Genomic DNA, 17673 nt, shown 5'->3' on the forward strand with positions numbered 1-17673 from the left:
AAATGGTATGCCGACGTTTGCCTGTGTGTATACATACAGTAGGTGATGTCTAATGAATATTGGCGAAATTTACTTCTATTGTTTTTCTAATGTCGTTGGCCGTGAACAGAATGGGCGGAGACCTGTTTTGGTCATAAGGGTAGATGAAGAAGAAGTGGTCGTTGCTTGTTTATCCACCAAAATAAAGAGCAGCTTGCCCGTTCATGTACCGATTCCCAAAAGAGATACGGGATTATCTCATGATACCGTGGTGCTTATGGAGCAGCTTCAATCGTTGCCTAAGTGTGCATTTCATAAACAAAAACCTATTTCCACTCTCAAGAATCCCGCGGTTTTCACCAAAGTCCAAAGGGGGCTTGAGGTTAGCTTAGGTTTTTAGCCTTTTTTGATGGATTTCCCAAAACTCATGATAGACTGTCTCAAAAGTTAGGAAGGGAGCAATCATCATGCTTAATAAAGGAAGTGTTGTCGTGTACACGGTTTCTGGAGGACACGAGAAACATGGCGTTTCGTTAGGAGCATGTTTATTTTATCCTGTATTAACGATTACGACAGAACACCATCACAAAGAAGCAGACACAGCAATAATACTTACTGATGATACAGGAATGGTCCTATCGATGAAACCAGAAAAAGGAGAGGTCAAAACCATCATCGGAGAACTTAAAGATGAATGTGCAGACCAGCTTCACCAGCAGACGTTGCGTTATTTAAAGAGAGGGGACCTCGTTGACTATTCATGGGGAGAGGAAAACCGAAAAGGGCTTATTGTCCAAAATGATATCGGCAATCGCAACTCTCCAACGATCATTGTGGCAGACCTCGTAAAAGATGATGAGGAAGGGATTGTAAAACTTCAAGAAGGATTCCTGCATCTGGGACGGATCCGAACGATCGCAAAGGAACGAGTCCTGAAAACGATCGGACGTATTACGGAGGAAGAGACGGAGCTCGTTGACGAAGCTTTACGCCGAGAATTTTCATTCCAACAAGCACAGCTCGTCAATGTGGACCTCGGAGGAGATTTTGTTGGGAGTGAGCAAGGTGGCAGACGCCCAGCTGTTGTCTTAAAAGAATATAGCGACAGTTTCATTGTCGCGATTGTCACATCAAAAATGAAACGAAAACTGCCCACTCACGTTATCTATGATGCGGGGGATGGTGGTTTATTGAGAAAGTCAAATTGCTCCCTTGAGCAAATTAAGAGAGTAAGCAAGAAAAAAGTGACCTGCTTTCACCAGTATTCCCCTCCCGAAAAAATTCCAATGCTCCAAAAAGCGTGGAATATATCGGTCGGGTTAGACGTATCCAATCAACGATATGTAAAATCATAAAAGACGCACCCATTTGGGTACGTCTTTTTTAATAAGTGTCACTCTTTTTAATCCAGCCATAGGTTTTATCCTGAAGCATGAGTTTCATCATCGTATCGGTTTCTTCACGTACGACAAAAACGGTTCCAGGTTCGAGTGTGGTGATTTCTTCTGAGGAAACGTCTGCTTCTTTATAAACAGACGGTGACGTATCTTTTGGAACGGCTTTAAACACAAGGTCCGATGTGGTTGCGTTCTGATAGAGGTTTTCGTCTGATGTAAGAGATGAGAACGGTTCTTCTACCATTGCTGCGAACCGATTTGTTTCCTGCTCCACGAACACATCTCCGATTCTTTGGTACATTACCCCATCAAAGAAGTGCCAAGGCTTTTCCGATGAGATTTTTTGTTCTCCCGCCATTTTTTTGACGTACAACCCATCTGATTTTGTGTAGAAGCAGTCTGTACAATCCCAAGGAATAAAACGATTCATAATGCTTGCAATTTTATCTGACCATAAGGGGTCTGTGGCATACCTTGTATTCATTCCTTTCAAATGAGGACCGTGATAATAGATGCCTCCTTCTGTCAGATAGTTCTCTTTTACATATTTCGCAACATATAGGATCGAATCCTCGAAGTTCGCGAAAGGGGCGGCGTTGTTATAAGGATCCCAGTCATAGGCTTTAAAGCCAAATAAGTTGTTTTTATCAGTAGCAATATCCGATTTCCCCCACCCTGTTTCAAGCGCTGCGTGGGACATAAGGTATAAAGCGTTTATCCCGTATTCTTCCTCTGCCTTTTTGAAGGAGTGACCCCAACTATATAAGGGACTGCTGCTCGACTTAAGCAGGATATTAATGTCGATGTCATTTCCTGACAGAGAAGAAGGCTGATTTAAATTTATAATTGTATACGGCACATCATATGTAAAGGCATAAACAGGGTCTTTCCCCTCAACTAAACGGTAATAGTGATGGTTCCTGCCTTTTGTTCGTCTGATATACTCCTCACCGATTTTCATGAGTGCAGAAGGGGTCGTGGCTAATGTAGACTTGTTTCCTGTTGGATATACAACGGTAAACGAACCGTTGTTGTTAAGGTACGTATTCTCATCCGCGGCATCAGCAGGAGATGTGAAAAAGGTTATGCTCATAACAAGCACCAACAAAGTGCGAAAAAAAAGTTTCATAACTTCCCTCCTTTATCTTATATAGATTGGATTCCATGTAGGAGATTCCTTTTCTTTTCTGCAAATATAAGATAAACGTTCGTAAAGGAAGGAAATAACATGACCTATATCGGTGTGATAGATTCAGGCGTTGGGGGGCTTACGGTACTAAAAGAGATTAAACGAAGATTTCCGCATTATCCCACTCTTTACTTTGGGGACCAGGCGTATTGCCCATACGGAGATCAGGAAGAATCCATGATCAGAGAACGGGTATCAGAAATGCTCCGTGTGATCAGCGAAGAGCCTATAAAGGTGCTCGTTGTAGCCTGTAACACCGTGGCATCCTTTTTAATCGATGAACTTAAAGAAAAGTGTCCATTCCCCGTTATCAGTATATTGCATCCTGTTATGAAGAGTTTGAATGAAGGTTTCTATGATCAAATCGGGGTCATTGCAACCACAAAAACGATCGATACGGGTGTCCATCGTTCGTTGCTTCATCCTTCTAAAAGGATGTATCCTCTTGCCTGCCCTACGTTTGTGAAAGCCATTGAGGAATGTGCACCCGAGGAGGTTTTGTATGATGAGGTATCAAGAGCCCTTTATCCTCTTCAAACTTCCCCCATACAGGCATTGGTTCTTGGGTGTACGCATTTCCCTATCATTGCTCCTGTTATTCAACGCGTACTTGGGTGTCATGTGGATTTGATTGATCCAGCCAAAGAAATGGTAGGGCAGCTCCCGCCTCTTTTATATCAGCCTGAAAAGCGGGAGGATATGTATATAACAAGCGGAGATCCCCGCTTGTTAGAAGAGCATATTTACCGATTGTTAGGGGTTCGGGTGAACGCCCTTACACCGAAACAACATGACCGACAGTTTTAAACAGAGGTTCAAAATAAGGGCCTAACCCGATATGTTCAAGTGCTTCAAATCCCCAGAAAACAAGCTGTTCCATCCCAAACATTCCAAGACTAGCCCAGAATAAAGCTATGGTGAACAGGATCACCCCTGTCTTCGCGACCCGCTTCGGCTGAAGAGCGGGTCTCTCTTTTTTTAAGGTCAGTGTTCCATTTTCGTTAATAAATTTCATTCCTGCACGCCCTTTCTTCTTTATCGTATGCATCAAAAAACGAATATGTGACGGTATACATTAAAAAAGGTGTTATACTGTGAAAAACAAACAGGAGGGATCGTTATGGTACAACATGTAGATGTACAGTATTTGGATTGGTTGAAACGAATTCAAGAAGAAGGAACTCAAAAGGGGGACCGCACAGGGACAGGTACGATCAGCTTGTTCGGAGAACCTCAAATGGTGTTTGATTTGAAACAAGGGTTCCCTCTTATAACCACCAAAAAGGTACCATTTCGTCTTATTAAAACGGAATTGCTTTGGTTTATATCAGGAGATACCAATATTAAATATCTCGTTGACCGAAATGTTCATATATGGGATGAATGGGCGTTCGAGAAATGGTTTGAGTCTCCTGAATATGATGGTGTGTTACCTCGCGAGAATTGGAAGTCGCGTCGTCTGACAGATTCTCTCTTTTTCGAAGATGTTGAAAAAGAGATGAAACGTTTCTCCAAACGCATAAAAGAAGATGCCCTGTTCGCATCGGTTTGGGGCGAACTTGGAAGTGTTTACGGAGAGCAGTGGAGAAGCTGGAAAACGTCGGATGGATTTCGGATCGACCAACTTTTGGATGTTATTGATCAGATTAAAAACAATCCAGACAGCCGTCGTTTGCTTGTCGTTACGTTCAATCCTGGAGAAGTTCATAAGCAGGCCCTTCCGCCTTGTCATTCCTTTTTCCAATTCTATGTGGCGAACAATGAACTGAGTTGTAAAATGTATCAGCGATCAGCGGACTGGGGGCTTGGTGTTGCCTTTAACATTGCTTCCTACGCCCTCTTGACCCACCTCGTCGCGCATGAGTGTGAATTAGAGGTCGGAAAGTTCATTCACACGTTCGGGGATGCTCATGTGTACAACAACCATCTGGATCTTTTGCAACCTCAGCTGGAACGAGAACCAAGAGAACTTCCGACACTGGTCTTAAACAAAGAGATTAAGCGCGTCATAGATTTCGGACCAGAGGATATTTCCCTGCAAGGTTACGATCCTCATCCTGCTATTAAACTTCCTGTTGCCATATAAGAAAAAGCCTCGTCAGATGACGAGGCTTTTTGAGTCCATGATTGCGTCTTTGAATGGTGCTTTATTGAATCTTACATTGACTCATATACAGCATCAATAATTGATTCAGTCTGTTGAAGATTTGCCAATCAGGAGTGTAGCAAGAATAAGCAGGAATGCCGTCATCGATAAAAACGGGATGGTGATAAACCCGAGCCAATCAATGTAGATCGTACTGCACGGAACAAGAGACTGACAGCTTTCTCCGAACAACAGAAACTTTTGTTGGGTATAGTGAAAGGCAGAGATGAGAAAACCCAGTATCGACATCGGGATCACATAACGAACGATCTCTTTGTCTTTAAAGAAGAAAGCCGCTCCGAGTAACCAGGGAAGAGGGTACATTAAAATACGCTGAACCCAGCAAAATGTACAAGGTGTGTATCCTTTAATTATGCTGAAATAAAGACTCCCTATCATGGCTGTCAGAGCAATAAAAGCTGCAATTCCTAACCTATTCACTTTGTGTACTCTCCTTAATCACGCGATCGATCTCTTCTAAATCAAATGCATTTTCAATCACTTTTCCGTTAATCATTAATGTAGGTGTGGCGGCGATCCCGTTTTCGATGGCGTACTGCTTATCCGCCAGCACGTTATCCATATATTTTTCATCTTTAAGTTTTGGCAAAATGGCTTCTTTCGCCTCGCCCGTTAGATCTGAAGCTTGTGTGGCGAGGTAGTCGAAACTGAGTGTGCGAAACCCTTTGGCCGCCTGATACAAGTCGTGATGGAATTCCCAGTATTGATCCCTGTGGTTTTCCCACACCCATTCGGAAGCCATGGCCGCATAAAACGATGTGGTCGTGGCATTTACAACTGGAAAGTGAACGAAACGGAAAGACGCGAGACCTGAATCGATATACTTCTCTTCCAGGATGGGGAAGATTTCTTCATCCCATCGCTGACAATGAGAGCAATTGTAGTCCCCGAATTCAACAAAACGGATCTTTGCATCTTTGTTTCCAACCAGCGGTTGTTCCGTTAAAACGAATGGTTTATCCGTCATCGTTTTGACCGTGAATGATTCCCCCTTCTCTTTTTCAGGTTGGAAAAAGTTCCATAGGGCCAGTCCAATAAATAAAGCCATTAGGATAAGAAAGATATTGGTCCACCTATCCAATTTGCGCATTCTCATGCACCTCCTCTTCTAAACATATGTGAGAAACTTTAGATTTCCTTCGTTTATGTATTCGATAAAAAATGATGGAGCTCGTAAGCTTCACCATTTTTTTTATTTACCCGAAAATGAAAGAAAGGATTTTCGCAAATACCATGGAGACCGTATCAAATATAGATCTCCAGAACCCTGCTTTTTCAAGATTTTCTGTCATAACTATGTTAGCTGTGTAGGTTTCATCCCCCAGCTTCACGATTCGTTTACCAATCACTTCTCCAATCTCTCTTGGAGCTGTAATAAAGTCAGGAACATCGTCTGTTACTTCGATTTGGTCCACGTCATCCACATGAGCAACCAAGCTAAGATCACTTTCAAGCACAACATTTGTAGCTAAGCTGTCTTTGGCCTTGTATACGGTAAGATCGACCACGGGGTCTCCCTGTGTTCCGAATGAAACCGTTTCATATTGATTGAAACCGTAATTCAGTAAACGGGTTGCATCCTGGTATCGCGCTGAAGCGTTTTCTGCCCCAAGGGTCACCACGATTAAACGAAGTCCGTCTCGTTTTGCGGTTCCAACAAAATTGAACAGCCCGTTAATGAATCCCGTTTTTAAACCATCGGCCCCTTCATATTTGTTAATAATAAGAGGGTTTTGGTTGTATTGAACAATTTCGCCTACTAGCCGATCTTTCGTGCTGTATTGAGCTTCACTGTGAATGGCTAAACGATCGGAGTGGTGGCTGATATAACTGTATGCCAATTTGGATAAATCAGAAGCTGTTGTTTTGTCTTCTCCGAGACCGTGAGGGGTAATGAAGTTCGTTTGATCCATCCCTAGTTCCTTAGCTTTTTGGTTCATCTCTGTAACAAAGGCTTCCGTGCTCCCGCTCATATGTTCAGCAAGAGCAACCGACGCGTCGTTCCCTGAAACGATGGTGATTCCTTTTAGGATTTCAATGGCAGGGTAAGTCTGACCCGCTTCTATCCACATCTTGCTGCCGCCTGTGTTGTTTGCCTTGCGGCTGGCTGTTATGAGTTCATCTTCTTTCATATCGCCTTTTGAAATCGCATCAAACCCCAAATGTAGAGACATGATTTTGGTTAGGCTGGCAGCGTCGAAAACATCATTTTCCTTATGACTGTAAAGGATTTTTCCGTTATTTGCGTTCATCAGAATGGCAGCTTTTGATTGAATGGTCGGGGGCTCCGTTTTTGCATAAACAGGAGAAGTTAAGCATAGTGCAATGAGCAGGGTTAGTATCGTAATTTTCTTCACCTTTTTTCACCTCTTCTTAATATAAACTCTCTAAAGCTATTGAAGAAAAGGATGGAAAACCCTCTACTCATTGCGGAAAACAAAAAGCCAGGCCCCTAGGCCTGACTGTGATAACTCATAAACTTTTTCTCAAATACGTTTTTTGACGCTCTTTTTTGAGTCGGTATTGTTTTGAAAGGCGCTGTTGTTTCGATGCAAACATGGCGTGCCTTTCGTTGCTCACCTTCTCATCCACGATTTCAAAGCGAATGGACAGATCTTCTTCCTTCTGAATGTGTCTCCATTTCTTAAGAACGTTTGGTTCGAAGTATTCTTTTTCGATAAGTTTTTCCATTTTGCTGGTGGACGTAGGTAAAGACTGTAAAAACAATACCCCATTTACGGGCACCTGCCCAGAAGCTACTAAAAACACTTGCTCCTGAAACGCTTTTTTATCGGCTCTAGAAAAGACACCTTTTACGTCTTTAATCGGTTCGATTACAAGTGGTACGTTGTCCAGGGTCAATAACCCGTTGCGGTACCGAAGGGTGTGTCCATCGAACTGATCCTCTTCTTTGAAGCGAAATGGCTTTTTGGTGTTGTAATCCAAGCCCTCCAGAAGTTGATCTTGATTCTCTCGATACACGAACACGAATTTTTTCAGTACGTTTCCGTGAAGCATATCACTATACCGATAATCAGCTGGTTCTTTCGTCATTTTAAAATAAAAGGTATCGGAGCATTGGACAACTTGTTCCCCTTCTTCTCTCATCGCTTGAGCTAGAGCTTTTTTGTGTGTTTCATACTCCTCATCAAGACGTTTCTTCTCTGTGTGATTCTCTTGAAACATTCTGACAAGGTTCTCAAGCGTCTCGTTTTGTAAAGATTTAAGAAAGTCTTCTTTCTCTTGTGACTTTCTTTCTTCCTCTTCCTTTGATGAGGACGACTTCGAATACGGTTTTGGATAAAGGGTGACTGGTTTCTTGAATGGATCCAACACAAAACGTTTGGATGAATGGGAGTCAACAGATTTCACCAAATGAAGGACGCCCATATCCATAGCCTCCTCATTAACTTTTGATTCGTCCCACGTCCAGTCTACATGACGATAAAAACGAAGTTTCATTCCTCCGATTACGCGAGAATCGATGGATGCTTCCTCAGCTTTGTCGCGAATGACCGAGCGAATAATCTCTTCTTTTTCTTTCCTGTCTTTTCGTTCGTCGTAATACATCTGAATCGTTTTAGCAATGTCTAGTGCTTTCATAATATCCCGACCTTTTTTCGTGTTATCAGCATAGAAAAACCTGCTATAAAAGCAGGTTAACTAACTTTTTCGTCCTTTGTGGCAGGTTGTGCCTGTGGCGAAACTGGAGCTTGTGCTTTGGCTTTAATTGGTTCACTGTGCACAAACATTTTCCCGTCGACAAGCATAACCTCCACAACAGACGGACTGGCTGACGTAAAACGAATGCGATCACTGCCAATGTTTTCTACTTTAAACATCTTATAACTTCCTCTCTTTTTTAGGGTTTCAATCCCTATTAGTTTATGAGCTAGTTTGGTGTATAGAACAAATCCTGTGTTAAACTGGGAAAAAAGGAGGGGAACGTATGTTAGCTAAGACGCATGTGGCCACGTCTGTGCTCGGAAGTTTGGCATTGGTTGACGTTCTTGGAGGAGATCATACGCTTTTGTTATACAGTGGTGTTATGCTTGGAGCGCTTTTGCCAGACATTGATGAACCTAAATCGTATATCGGGCAACGCGTGCCGATTATCCCGCATATGATTAAGAAAATTTTTAAACATCGGGGGATTACACACAGTTTCTTGATGATGGCTGCTTTTCTCATTTGGGCGCTTATAGAGGGTCATGCGTTTTTGTGGGGACTGGCATTAGGCGTAACAGGGCATATCATAGGAGATTTATTTTCTAAAACAGGGGTTCCCTTGCTTTGGTTCTTCTGGAAATCCTCAAAAAAACGCATACGTATTCCTATATACACAACAGGCAGCTTTTTGGAACAAATCATTTTGATGGGGAGTATCATCGGAATAGCTGGCTATTTATGGAATAATTTAATATAATCAAAAAAGGGCCCACGATGGGTCCTTTTTTTTCGGCAGCTCCAGTAGTTACAGAGACCTAGTCCCATAAATGCTCGACAATGTTTTCCTGGGTACAAGAAACGAATCTTTTTCTTTATGATGAAAAGGTTTGCAATTTATTTGGAGTGGGTATATGTTTATGATAACACCAGTGCGAAGTACTGTCAGATTACGGGAGGAAGGAGTGATAGGATGGGTTACAGGGCGATGAACACCATCAAAGTCCAGGAAGAAGACCCGCACTTACTTGAACTGTTAGATGTCATAGGATATCTTGATCAACCAAAGGACAAAGACCCCTCTTAGAGAGGGGTCTTTTCATGTATGACAAACTGTTCCAATGCGTCTTCCAAAAACTTTTGCTGTTCGTCGCTATTTTCAACGATTGTATCCTGAATGTCCTTTTGTTTGAACAGGGTTTGAAACTTCGCGACTTCAAGACTGTTCTGCGTCAGGATGTTGTGAATGGTGACGAGCTTATGTTCTGATCCCAAGCGTCTGATGCGTCCATTTCGCTGAACGAAAACAGAATAAGAATGCGGCAGATCAACATTAATTAAGTGCGACCCTTTGTGAAGGTTTACACCGTAATTAGCGGCGTCGTTCGCAATAATCACCTTGGTTTCAGGATCATTTTGAAAGTGCCAGGCGCTCTTCGTCTGGCTGTTACAGGAAGTCTTTAACGGACAATCCAGACAGGAAAGGTTTCTTGCGTCTTTCTTTTCCTCCTGAAGTTTCGTTTTCCACGCGCACCCTTTATCTGTTTTTCCAGTATATAATTTAATGCCCGTCGTTTCTTTTTTTCGTTTTCCGTTCTTGTGCGTATTCAAATGTTTGTCGAGTTCACGGTGCAGTATTTGGGCCATTCGTTCATAAAAGGTGAAGATCACAATCTTTTCTCCGTTTTCGACAACCACATTGTTTACGATGTCTTTGATCCGTTCCAATTTCGGTGAGGAAAACGTCAAGGATGCTAATGTTTGGTGACGCTCACTATGAAGTTCCTGGATACGATGATCTACGATTGGGTCATTTTTTCCATGGGTATCACGGTGCTGTTTTTGAATCTCCGTCAGTTTTCGAAGTTCTTTCGTAATAGACCACAAAACATCAGCCAGAGTTCTGTACTTTTTCATCTCTCTCAACTTTCTGAATGGGAGCGGGCTTAAGGAATGGAAGATGAGTTCAGGTGTGTCGCATGCTTCTGCCATATACAGGAGCATCGCATGTTTTTCAGCCTTCGCTCTTTCTGCTTCTTCCTCTGTTTTCGCTTCATGGAGCATCTCCATCGTTTCTTTGAATTTGGTCAGAAAGAATTTGTATATGGCCTCTTGATCCTGATCCCAGCCAACTATAATCGGTTTGTTCGCCCCTATTGCCTCAGGCATTTCATCACTTACGTCTTCTGTGAGACGTCGTAATTTGAATGGACTGATTTTTTTGTTTAACAAAGCCAGGTTCTTGACATCTACGGGCTCAAGAAATTCAGGATTTAGTTTCCCACCTGAATTTTTAAGGGCAAACGAGTTCCATCCCATGACGAGGAATTGGTCCTCAAACATGTTTTTTCGTTCTTCAAACGACAGGGAGGAATCAGCCAGGATATCAGGTGACAAATAATCGAGTAGAGGGAAAATGTTTGGCAAATCTTTATCAATAGGAGTTCCTGTCATTAATAGGCGGACAGAAGGGTGTTGAATTTTCTGTATCACTTTAGTCGTTTCTGATTTTGGATTCTTCATACGGTGTGCTTCATCTATGATAATCATGTCATACTCATTATCAAGAACCGCGTTCAAATCAATATAATCACCAAAAACAATTTTATTTTCAACCTTGTACCCTTTCCTCACTTTCTCTTTCCCTAGCCGTTCTTTTTCTCTCAAAAGCTCGTAATTGACAATTGTGAAGAAAATTTCCTCTTCTTGTACGCGTTTATATTGTTCCATGCGCTTTTCAAACGCTTTCTTTTTTGTTGTGGCGTTTCCTCCATCAATGATCATGTACGACTCGTCTGTGAACTTTTCGATTTCTTCTCCCCATTGGATCTTCAACGATGCTGGGCAAATGATGAGAACACGTTTGATCGGATCGAGCTCCTCAGGAGGCGAGTATTTCAGGTATCCTGCCAGCCCAATAGCTTGAAGGGTCTTTCCAAGTCCCATTAAATCAGCCAATAACCCTCCGTAAATCTTTGTTTTCTTTCCTTTGGGTGTGGCGCCCCACCCAATCATAAGTTTTTGGAATTCAAAGGGTTCCAGTTTTAAAAAAGGAGTTTCAATAGGGGATGGAACCCGACTCAAGACGTCCTCAAGGGTTTCCTCATCGAATTTTAGAGTCGAGGCGCTTTTGTTTATTTCTTCTTTTGTTTTCCAACGAATGTCACTTTGGAACGCTTGCGCCAGTTGCTTATGGCTTCCCTTTGGCACGGTCCACTTTTTTGATATCCGCTTGTTCCATACGGATCCCTTAACACTTTTGATCGTATTGACAAGTTTTTGATCAAAAGGAAAATCGACAACAAGGAACCTGCCATCATAGGTTACCTGTACCAATGATTCTCTTACAGTCATCGTAATGCCTTCCATATTATTCACCTCTCTTATTAAAAAACTATCTACCGTATTATAGTAGATAGTGAGAAAAGCTTTTATACCATTAGGCGACCATTTTATCGGATTGTGTATAAATGGTTTGTTTGTCAAGATCGTATCGGTGTTCAAGTGTAATGCCATTTGTACCAAAGCGGTTTTTCAAGAAAATGATCTCAAGGATCCCTGGTTTTTCGGTCGTTTCTTTGTTGTAATGTTCATCCCGATACAATCCAAAAACATAAGCAGCGTCCTGTTCGAAGGCTCCAGAGTTGCGAATGTCCGCCATGATGGGACGATGATCCTGCCTTTTTTCGACATCTCGGCTTAATTGACTTCCGACCACGATCGCTACATATTGATTTTTAGCCGCTCTTCTGAGTCCTCCTGATATTTGAGAGTAGTCCTTTTCTTCTGAGGGTTCATTTCCTTCTTTTGTGAGCATGATTTGCGCATAATCCACAAACACCGCATCTATATTATGTTTTTTCTTGTAATGTCGAATCAGACGTTCAAGCTGAGGGACCGTGATTTCGGTTCGTTCTTCGATCCATAAACGGTCCTCCTTAGTCTCGGCAATCGACGTGGCAGCCTTTTCAAGAGCGCTCCATTCCTCCCGACTCATTTCTTTCGGTTGTTGAATTCGTTTGCCCGACACCCCTGATACTTTTGATAACAGACGCTGGAAGCATTGCAGGAGGCTCATTTCAATGGAAACAAACAACACTTTTGACCCTTTTTTAGCGGCTTCAATGGAAATATTTAACATCCAAATTGTTTTTCCCATGCCAGGTCTCGCCGCGGCAATAGCAAAGGTACCCTTTTTAATGCCTCCGTCTAACGCGGCATCCAGATCGTCATATCCTAAACTAACACTCTCGTTGTTAATGGTTTCGAGTTTTTCTTTCATGTTTTGAATGGCTAACCGTATTCCGTCTTTTAGAGAAGCGTTTTTATCTGTTGTCGGGGAAATTTCCTCGAGTTCAAAGAAAGCATTCTCTATGTAGTGTTGGATATCTGTTTTGGTTCGTTTTGGATCATAGGGATCATACGATTTGACCTTATTTAATACGGTGGTTGCAATGGATTCGTATTGACGGACAGAAAATCCATCTCGCAGGACATCGAGGTGCTTTTCCAGAGCTTCCAGAGGTTCAGGAGGTGTTTCTTTCTTAAGCTCCTGGAAAAACTTGCTCCATTTATGCCGTTTCTCTTTGTCTGATCCGCACAGTTGATCAAGCAGAAGCGTTTTGGTTGGAAAGGTTCCGTCTTCTGTCACACCGTTGAAAGCACTGGCCACTTTGCGTAGGACAGGGTCATGAAACACATGAAGATTGAGACCATTGCGCGAAGCTCGTTCACAACATTCTTTATCAAATAGTATGGAAGATAAAACCAGCGATTCCCGTTTCTCAAGCGTTACCATCATTGTCATTGCAGAAAGTCCACCCTTTCTTGTTTCTGACGGCCAAAATAGATTCTGACGTCGACTTCTCCTTCCATGGCTCCTATAATGTATTCTCCGTGAAACGTACTCATAAGAGATCCTTCGTATAGTTCACTTAACTCGTTTGGGAATGCATTGGTTGTAACAATGGTCGGTAATTTTAATTCCTGGCGTTCCTTAATCACGTCTTGAATCTGGGTTAAAGCCCACCCTGTATCCGTGTGGTATTCCTGGAAAAGCTCATCAATAATCAATAAGTCTTTTTTTCGGACGATCGATCGGAAATGGGCTTTTTGCTCGTAGGCCTCGTCTATGAATGTCTTAATACGAATGAAGTAGACACTTTTGTCCTGTTGAAGAAAATCCGTGGCAATCAGGGAAGCCATTAACGTTTTTCCTTTACCTGGGTCCCCGAGCAATAAAAGATTGAAAGAATCGGTTCGGGGCTTTTCATTAAGTTTTAAGAGAGCATGTTTTGAGAAACCTTTAGCGAAATCGACTAAGCTGTCCCGTTTTTTTGCATCATAGGTGCGATCAATAAATTGCTGAGGGGTTTCAGGGGGTTCATTTCCTTTTTTATGTCGTTTATCTACTTTTCGTTTCCCCTGTACAGGTTTTGGTTTAAGGTAGGTCAGAGTGATGGGTTGCTCCAGATGGTCCAATTCCTCTAATTGTTTCCAGTTTGCCTTCCAAAAGTCTGTTGGGATGTTTGCGTTTTCCAGTTTCTTTTGCAGCACTTTTTCCTTAAAACAGCGACAATCAACGGATTTATTGTCAGAGACCGTGTATCCAGATCCATCGCATAAATCATACGGACATTTGGACTGTTCGAACGCTTGATTGAAATCGTCTTCTGTTTTTTCGTAGTGGAACGTTCCATTTCTTATGGAATCAAAAAGTTCGGTTATCAGATCATTTGGCTTTTTTTGCATTGGATTTACCACCTCTTCGATTCTTAAACATATTCTCGACGGGCTGTTTTACATAAAAAAACGAAGTGAAATTTTGCGGATATAGTTTGTGCATGCGATAAATGGTGGCTGTAATTTGTTTGGGTGTCGCAGTCTTGATTAACTTCTTTAGTATAAGAACATCATGCCGCATAAACGAGAGCCCTGTTACCCGTTCGTATGTGGCAACGACCTCACGTTCCCCGTCGGTTAATTTGGTTTTTTCATATTCGCTCAAAATCCTGTTCTCGAACAATGACCGATCCCTCCCGTACCATAGGTGTACGTATTGTAGGGCAGTTTCCAGGAGTTTTCAATAACTAAAAAAGCGCAAAACATCGCGCTTTTTAGCAATGGGCCCCGAAGCAGTCGTCGATTTGAGGGTAAGCAATCGCCCAGACGCTTTTGGTCGTTTTTGCGGTGGATCCCATTTTCACCATAAAGGATTCCAGGAAGTGACTGTGTTCAAAAGCAACTCCTACAAATACGGCATTTACAACTTTGACTTCCTGATCGTTTCCGTTTGAATCTGTATAAACCGTCTTGGTGTTGTCCTCAACGGATGATATTCGCACGTTTTCAGCCGTAACCGTTCCAAGCGATGTTTGGCAAGAAAGGGTTCGTTCCTCTGACACTTTATCAGGAAGCGGGAAGATAAGTATGCATACATTCCCCTCATCTATGGTGGAGAGAATGTCGTTTCCTTGTTGAGTGCTTCCAAGGCCACTGGTTAACATATCGATCGCGGCATGTTTCGCTGCTTTGTTCGCTTCAACGTAGGTGGAAGCGTACTGGGAAGGGAGTTTAGGGTCTGTGTGCCCTGCTATCCCGAGATGAGAGAAATGGTTTACATTGTCGTTGTATCCGAGTCCGCCTGTATGGAAGATTTCAACGATTCCCGTGGCTTCTTTTAAATAGGTATCCACGGCTTGCGAACGGACTCGAGCGGCTTCCTCCGCTGCTTCATTAGCACGATGATACATTTCCCAGGAGGTTGTCATATTTAAAGACAGGGCGAAAAACGACAGGAACATAAGAATAAGAGCTAGTACCCAAACGGAAATGGCTCCCTTTTTTTTAGACATTTTTTTGGCCATGACATCCCCTCCTTTTACTTGTAGTACTGGTAACGACCTGAAAGCTCTTTTTGGCTAACGCCCATACCATCAGCAAACATGGTTTCTTTTAATCCTGGTATAAAATTGCCAATCACCCAGAAACGTGCTTTCGCTTTGACCACAATTTGTTCCTGATCTACCCCTGTTCCTGGAACCGTTGACATAACCGTGTAGGCACATATGACTCGGTGGTTATTATTGTTGTTCATCGCAGTATCGCATTTGCCCTGGTCCTCAAATATGACTTCAGGCGATAACGGTTTCTCCTCGTCATGAAAAAGCAGAATCAGATTACTGAACTGAGTCGTATTTGCCATTTTATTTAATAGTTTCGTTTTCAGCTCATCATGTTGTACACCAGAGGTGGGCATAGGGCCTTCATACCCTCTTAACTCCGATGATAATGTACGGGCTCCTTCCATCGTCGCCCCGTGCATGGTGCTCATGGCATTAGAGTAGAAAATGATTTGCATGGCGCTCCACGCGACTAAAAAGAGTACAGGGAGGGCCGCCAATAATTCTACGATAATACTTCCTTTTTTCTTCTTCATTGTCCCACCTCCTTACGTTTACAGATGAAGATGATAAAGAACAGATAAAAAGATCGGTATGCTGAATGCTAGTTTTTGTTGCTGGTTTTCAGGCATTGGTTCATTCGGTATGGCATAAATGAACAGATGAATGAGGCGATCAAACATGGCTTTAATGCTACTCGGATTCCGAAAAAGAAGAATGATGAGAAACAAGAGTGCCCCTATTAACACCGAAATGAAAGCTATGGAAAAAATATCAGTGGTGTTAAATAGCGTGGAGAATGATGAGATGGCCGCCAGCAATTTGATATCCCCTGCCCCGATGGCGGGCATATTCACCAGTTCCAAGCCCATCCAAATAATCACAAATGCCACCAGTGCAATCGAAAGATTCAACAACCCAGACGCTAACCCGCTCCAACTGTTTAGGAAAAAAGAGGTCAGCAAACCTGTTAAACCCGCACCTATTACAAAACCGTTTGGGATTCGGAAGGTCCTGAGATCCCAAACGGTGATGAAGGTGAGGATACCATATAACACGTACAATTCCATGGATATCCCTCCTCAAGTGATAGCTTATGGAGTACTCGCGCCAGTAGATGTTCCACCCATGCCGCCAAATGCTTCGTTCATGTTGGTTTCCGTAGCAGCTGTTGCATCAGACATTTTGTCTTTAATCGTTGGGAATGCAAACGCCAGGATAATCGCGATAACCGCTAAAACGATGATGTACTGAACGACATCTCCGCGCTCTTCTTGCATGAATTTCGTTAATAGGTTTTTCATATGTAATCCCTCCTTTGTTTAAATCCTTAGTAATATATATAAAAAAAGAGAGATTGCAAGCAGAATTTACCTTTTTTTGGCAACCCCAAAACCCTTGGCTATCAAGGGGTTTCGGGTTTACCCAAAAAAAAAGAGGCCTTTTGGCCTCTAAAACATGGAACCTGCATCGACAAGAGCAACAACACTCGGTCCGACAATCATAATCAAACAGGTAATAAGCAGAAACATACTCGGCAATAAGAGCAGCACACTTGCTTTTCGGGCCTTGATTTCAGCAAGCTGTTTTTTTAACGTTCTCATCTTTTCAGCTTGTACAATTAAGGTTTTCTCAACGCCCGTTCCAAAATCCTGTGCCTGATTGATTTGGGAAACGAGTGTGTCGATTTCGTTCAGACCACAACGTTTCGACATTTTTTTGAGCGCATCTCTTGTTTTGGAACCTGCATTAATTTCCTCAAGAGTGATGGTAAATTCGTCCGTAATTACCCCGTCCGATCGCTCGCACACTTTCGCTATACCATCTTCTAAGTTTTTGGCGCTTGGTGCCGTGGCCGAAAGAAGATCCAGAAAATCAGGAAGCTCGCTCTTCATGATCAATTGGCGTTTTTTTATTTTATTGTTGATTTCTGAATCAGGCAGCGTAAACCCCGCAACGGCTCCAACGATTATAAGAAGCATGGTTTTCCCCATCACTCCTCCTAATAAGAGTCCGAGTGCAGCTAACCCCAGCGTATAAATGATCTTTTTTGCCCAATGCTGAAGAGGGGAGATATCCATTTTAGCCTGGAGCAATTTCAGCTCTAAAGGCGCGAGTTTCCCCCTTGTCATATGTTTCGTCAAAACACGAACTGCATAGGCCTCCGCCATGACATATAATCGGTTCCATAAAGACGTCTGCATGATCTTTTCTTCATCTGAACCCGAAGAGAAGATGTTCATGCTTTCAATTCGTTTATCAATAATCGCCGCCCGTGATGTAAACAGCATGGAAAAGACCAAAAATAAGAAAATGCTCAGTACGAGAACGACAAACCAGGCGTAAAAGCTTAATTCAAACATACCTTCTCCC

At 42.6% G+C, this 17673-nt stretch carries 21 protein-coding genes; 5 read left to right on the top strand and 16 right to left on the bottom strand.

The genetic code is table 11. From position 1 onward, the window contains the following. Positions 1–52 precede the first annotated feature (52 nt). Both IMZ31_RS20640 and IMZ31_RS24525 read left to right on the top strand, forming a co-directional pair. On the top strand, positions 53–379 hold the full coding sequence (locus IMZ31_RS20640) for a type II toxin-antitoxin system PemK/MazF family toxin (protein WP_207531419.1): 327 nt from the start codon (positions 53–55) through the stop codon (positions 377–379). Between the two features lie 67 nt (positions 380–446). Next, entirely contained in the window at positions 447–1334 is an 888-nt protein-coding gene (locus IMZ31_RS24525; RefSeq protein ID WP_242705757.1) for a type II toxin-antitoxin system PemK/MazF family toxin, read from the top strand. A gap of 28 nt (positions 1335–1362) precedes the next feature. On the opposite strand, the gene IMZ31_RS20650 is transcribed toward IMZ31_RS24525, so the two are convergent. Further along, positions 1363–2505: an N-acetylglucosaminidase gene (locus IMZ31_RS20650; RefSeq protein WP_207531420.1), complete on the bottom strand. Its 1143-nt coding sequence runs from the start codon at positions 2503–2505 to the stop codon at positions 1363–1365. A gap of 99 nt (positions 2506–2604) precedes the next feature. On the opposite strand from IMZ31_RS20650, the gene murI reads away from it, so the two are divergent. Continuing rightward, positions 2605–3372 carry a glutamate racemase gene (murI, locus tag IMZ31_RS20655; protein ID WP_207531421.1) on the top strand — a complete coding sequence of 256 codons (768 nt, stop codon included), beginning with the start codon at positions 2605–2607 and terminating at the stop codon, positions 3370–3372. Here murI and IMZ31_RS20660 read toward each other — a convergent pair. Then, on the bottom strand, positions 3341–3580 hold the full coding sequence (locus tag IMZ31_RS20660) for a hypothetical protein (RefSeq protein WP_207531422.1): 240 nt from the start codon (positions 3578–3580) through the stop codon (positions 3341–3343). The two genes, murI and IMZ31_RS20660, sit on opposite strands and share 32 nt — an antisense overlap. Positions 3581–3685: 105 nt before the next feature. On the opposite strand from IMZ31_RS20660, the gene IMZ31_RS20665 reads away from it, so the two are divergent. Further along, positions 3686–4651: a thymidylate synthase gene (locus IMZ31_RS20665; RefSeq protein WP_207531423.1), complete on the top strand. Its 966-nt coding sequence runs from the start codon at positions 3686–3688 to the stop codon at positions 4649–4651. 105 nt (positions 4652–4756) lie between these two features. Here IMZ31_RS20665 and IMZ31_RS20670 read toward each other — a convergent pair whose 3' ends face one another. The 5 genes from IMZ31_RS20670 to IMZ31_RS20690 all read right to left on the bottom strand — a co-directional run bounded on the left by IMZ31_RS20670 (position 4757) and on the right by IMZ31_RS20690 (position 8574). Next, the gene (locus IMZ31_RS20670) at positions 4757–5152 is read right to left on the bottom strand and encodes a disulfide oxidoreductase (RefSeq protein WP_207531424.1); all 396 of its coding nucleotides are present in this window, start codon (positions 5150–5152) and stop codon (positions 4757–4759) included. Next, a complete protein-coding gene (locus IMZ31_RS20675; protein WP_207531425.1) occupies positions 5145–5822 on the bottom strand; it encodes a DsbA family protein in 678 nt (225 codons plus the stop codon). The genes IMZ31_RS20670 and IMZ31_RS20675 overlap by 8 nt, the downstream gene beginning before the upstream one ends. Before the next feature lie 106 nt (positions 5823–5928). Further along, positions 5929–7089, bottom strand: coding sequence for a D-alanyl-D-alanine carboxypeptidase family protein (locus tag IMZ31_RS20680; protein WP_207531426.1), 1161 nt, complete (start codon positions 7087–7089; stop codon positions 5929–5931). Between the two features lie 115 nt (positions 7090–7204). Further along, complete coding sequence (locus tag IMZ31_RS20685; protein WP_207531427.1) at positions 7205–8335, bottom strand: hypothetical protein; 1131 nt, start codon at positions 8333–8335, stop codon at positions 7205–7207. 56 nt (positions 8336–8391) lie between these two features. After that, complete coding sequence (locus IMZ31_RS20690) at positions 8392–8574, bottom strand: hypothetical protein (RefSeq protein ID WP_207531428.1); 183 nt, start codon at positions 8572–8574, stop codon at positions 8392–8394. 107 nt (positions 8575–8681) lie between these two features. On the opposite strand from IMZ31_RS20690, the gene IMZ31_RS20695 reads away from it, so the two are divergent. Further along, a complete protein-coding gene (locus IMZ31_RS20695; RefSeq protein WP_207531429.1) occupies positions 8682–9158 on the top strand; it encodes a metal-dependent hydrolase in 477 nt (158 codons plus the stop codon). Positions 9159–9481: 323 nt separating this feature from the next. Here IMZ31_RS20695 and IMZ31_RS20700 read toward each other — a convergent pair whose 3' ends face one another. The 9 genes from IMZ31_RS20700 to IMZ31_RS20740 all read right to left on the bottom strand — a co-directional run bounded on the left by IMZ31_RS20700 (position 9482) and on the right by IMZ31_RS20740 (position 17663). Continuing rightward, a complete protein-coding gene (locus IMZ31_RS20700; RefSeq protein WP_207531430.1) occupies positions 9482–11767 on the bottom strand; it encodes a DEAD/DEAH box helicase in 2286 nt (761 codons plus the stop codon). Between the two features lie 70 nt (positions 11768–11837). After that, a complete protein-coding gene (locus IMZ31_RS20705) occupies positions 11838–13205 on the bottom strand; it encodes a replicative DNA helicase (protein ID WP_207531431.1) in 1368 nt (455 codons plus the stop codon). After that, positions 13202–14149 (bottom strand): ATP-binding protein, encoded by a 948-nt coding sequence (locus tag IMZ31_RS20710; RefSeq protein WP_207531432.1) that lies wholly within the window; start codon positions 14147–14149, stop codon positions 13202–13204. Before IMZ31_RS20710 ends, IMZ31_RS20705 begins: the two co-directional genes overlap by 4 nt. Next, on the bottom strand, positions 14130–14423 hold the full coding sequence (locus IMZ31_RS20715) for a hypothetical protein (protein ID WP_207531433.1): 294 nt from the start codon (positions 14421–14423) through the stop codon (positions 14130–14132). The genes IMZ31_RS20710 and IMZ31_RS20715 overlap by 20 nt, the downstream gene beginning before the upstream one ends. 91 nt (positions 14424–14514) lie before the next feature. Next, positions 14515–15264, bottom strand: coding sequence for a hypothetical protein (locus IMZ31_RS20720; protein WP_207531434.1), 750 nt, complete (start codon positions 15262–15264; stop codon positions 14515–14517). Between the two features lie 14 nt (positions 15265–15278). Beyond that, a complete protein-coding gene (locus IMZ31_RS20725) occupies positions 15279–15836 on the bottom strand; it encodes a TadE family protein (protein WP_207531435.1) in 558 nt (185 codons plus the stop codon). An 18-nt stretch (positions 15837–15854) separates the two neighbouring features. Beyond that, positions 15855–16370, bottom strand: a complete 516-nt coding sequence (locus IMZ31_RS20730; protein ID WP_207531436.1) for a prepilin peptidase — start codon at positions 16368–16370, stop codon at positions 15855–15857. A 24-nt stretch (positions 16371–16394) separates the two neighbouring features. After that, on the bottom strand, positions 16395–16604 hold the full coding sequence (locus IMZ31_RS20735) for a hypothetical protein (protein ID WP_207531437.1): 210 nt from the start codon (positions 16602–16604) through the stop codon (positions 16395–16397). 147 nt (positions 16605–16751) lie between these two features. After that, positions 16752–17663 carry a type II secretion system F family protein gene (locus IMZ31_RS20740; RefSeq protein WP_207531438.1) on the bottom strand — a complete coding sequence of 304 codons (912 nt, stop codon included), beginning with the start codon at positions 17661–17663 and terminating at the stop codon, positions 16752–16754. Positions 17664–17673 lie beyond the last annotated feature (10 nt).

It is taken from the genome of Pontibacillus sp. ALD_SL1 (genome assembly GCF_017355605.1).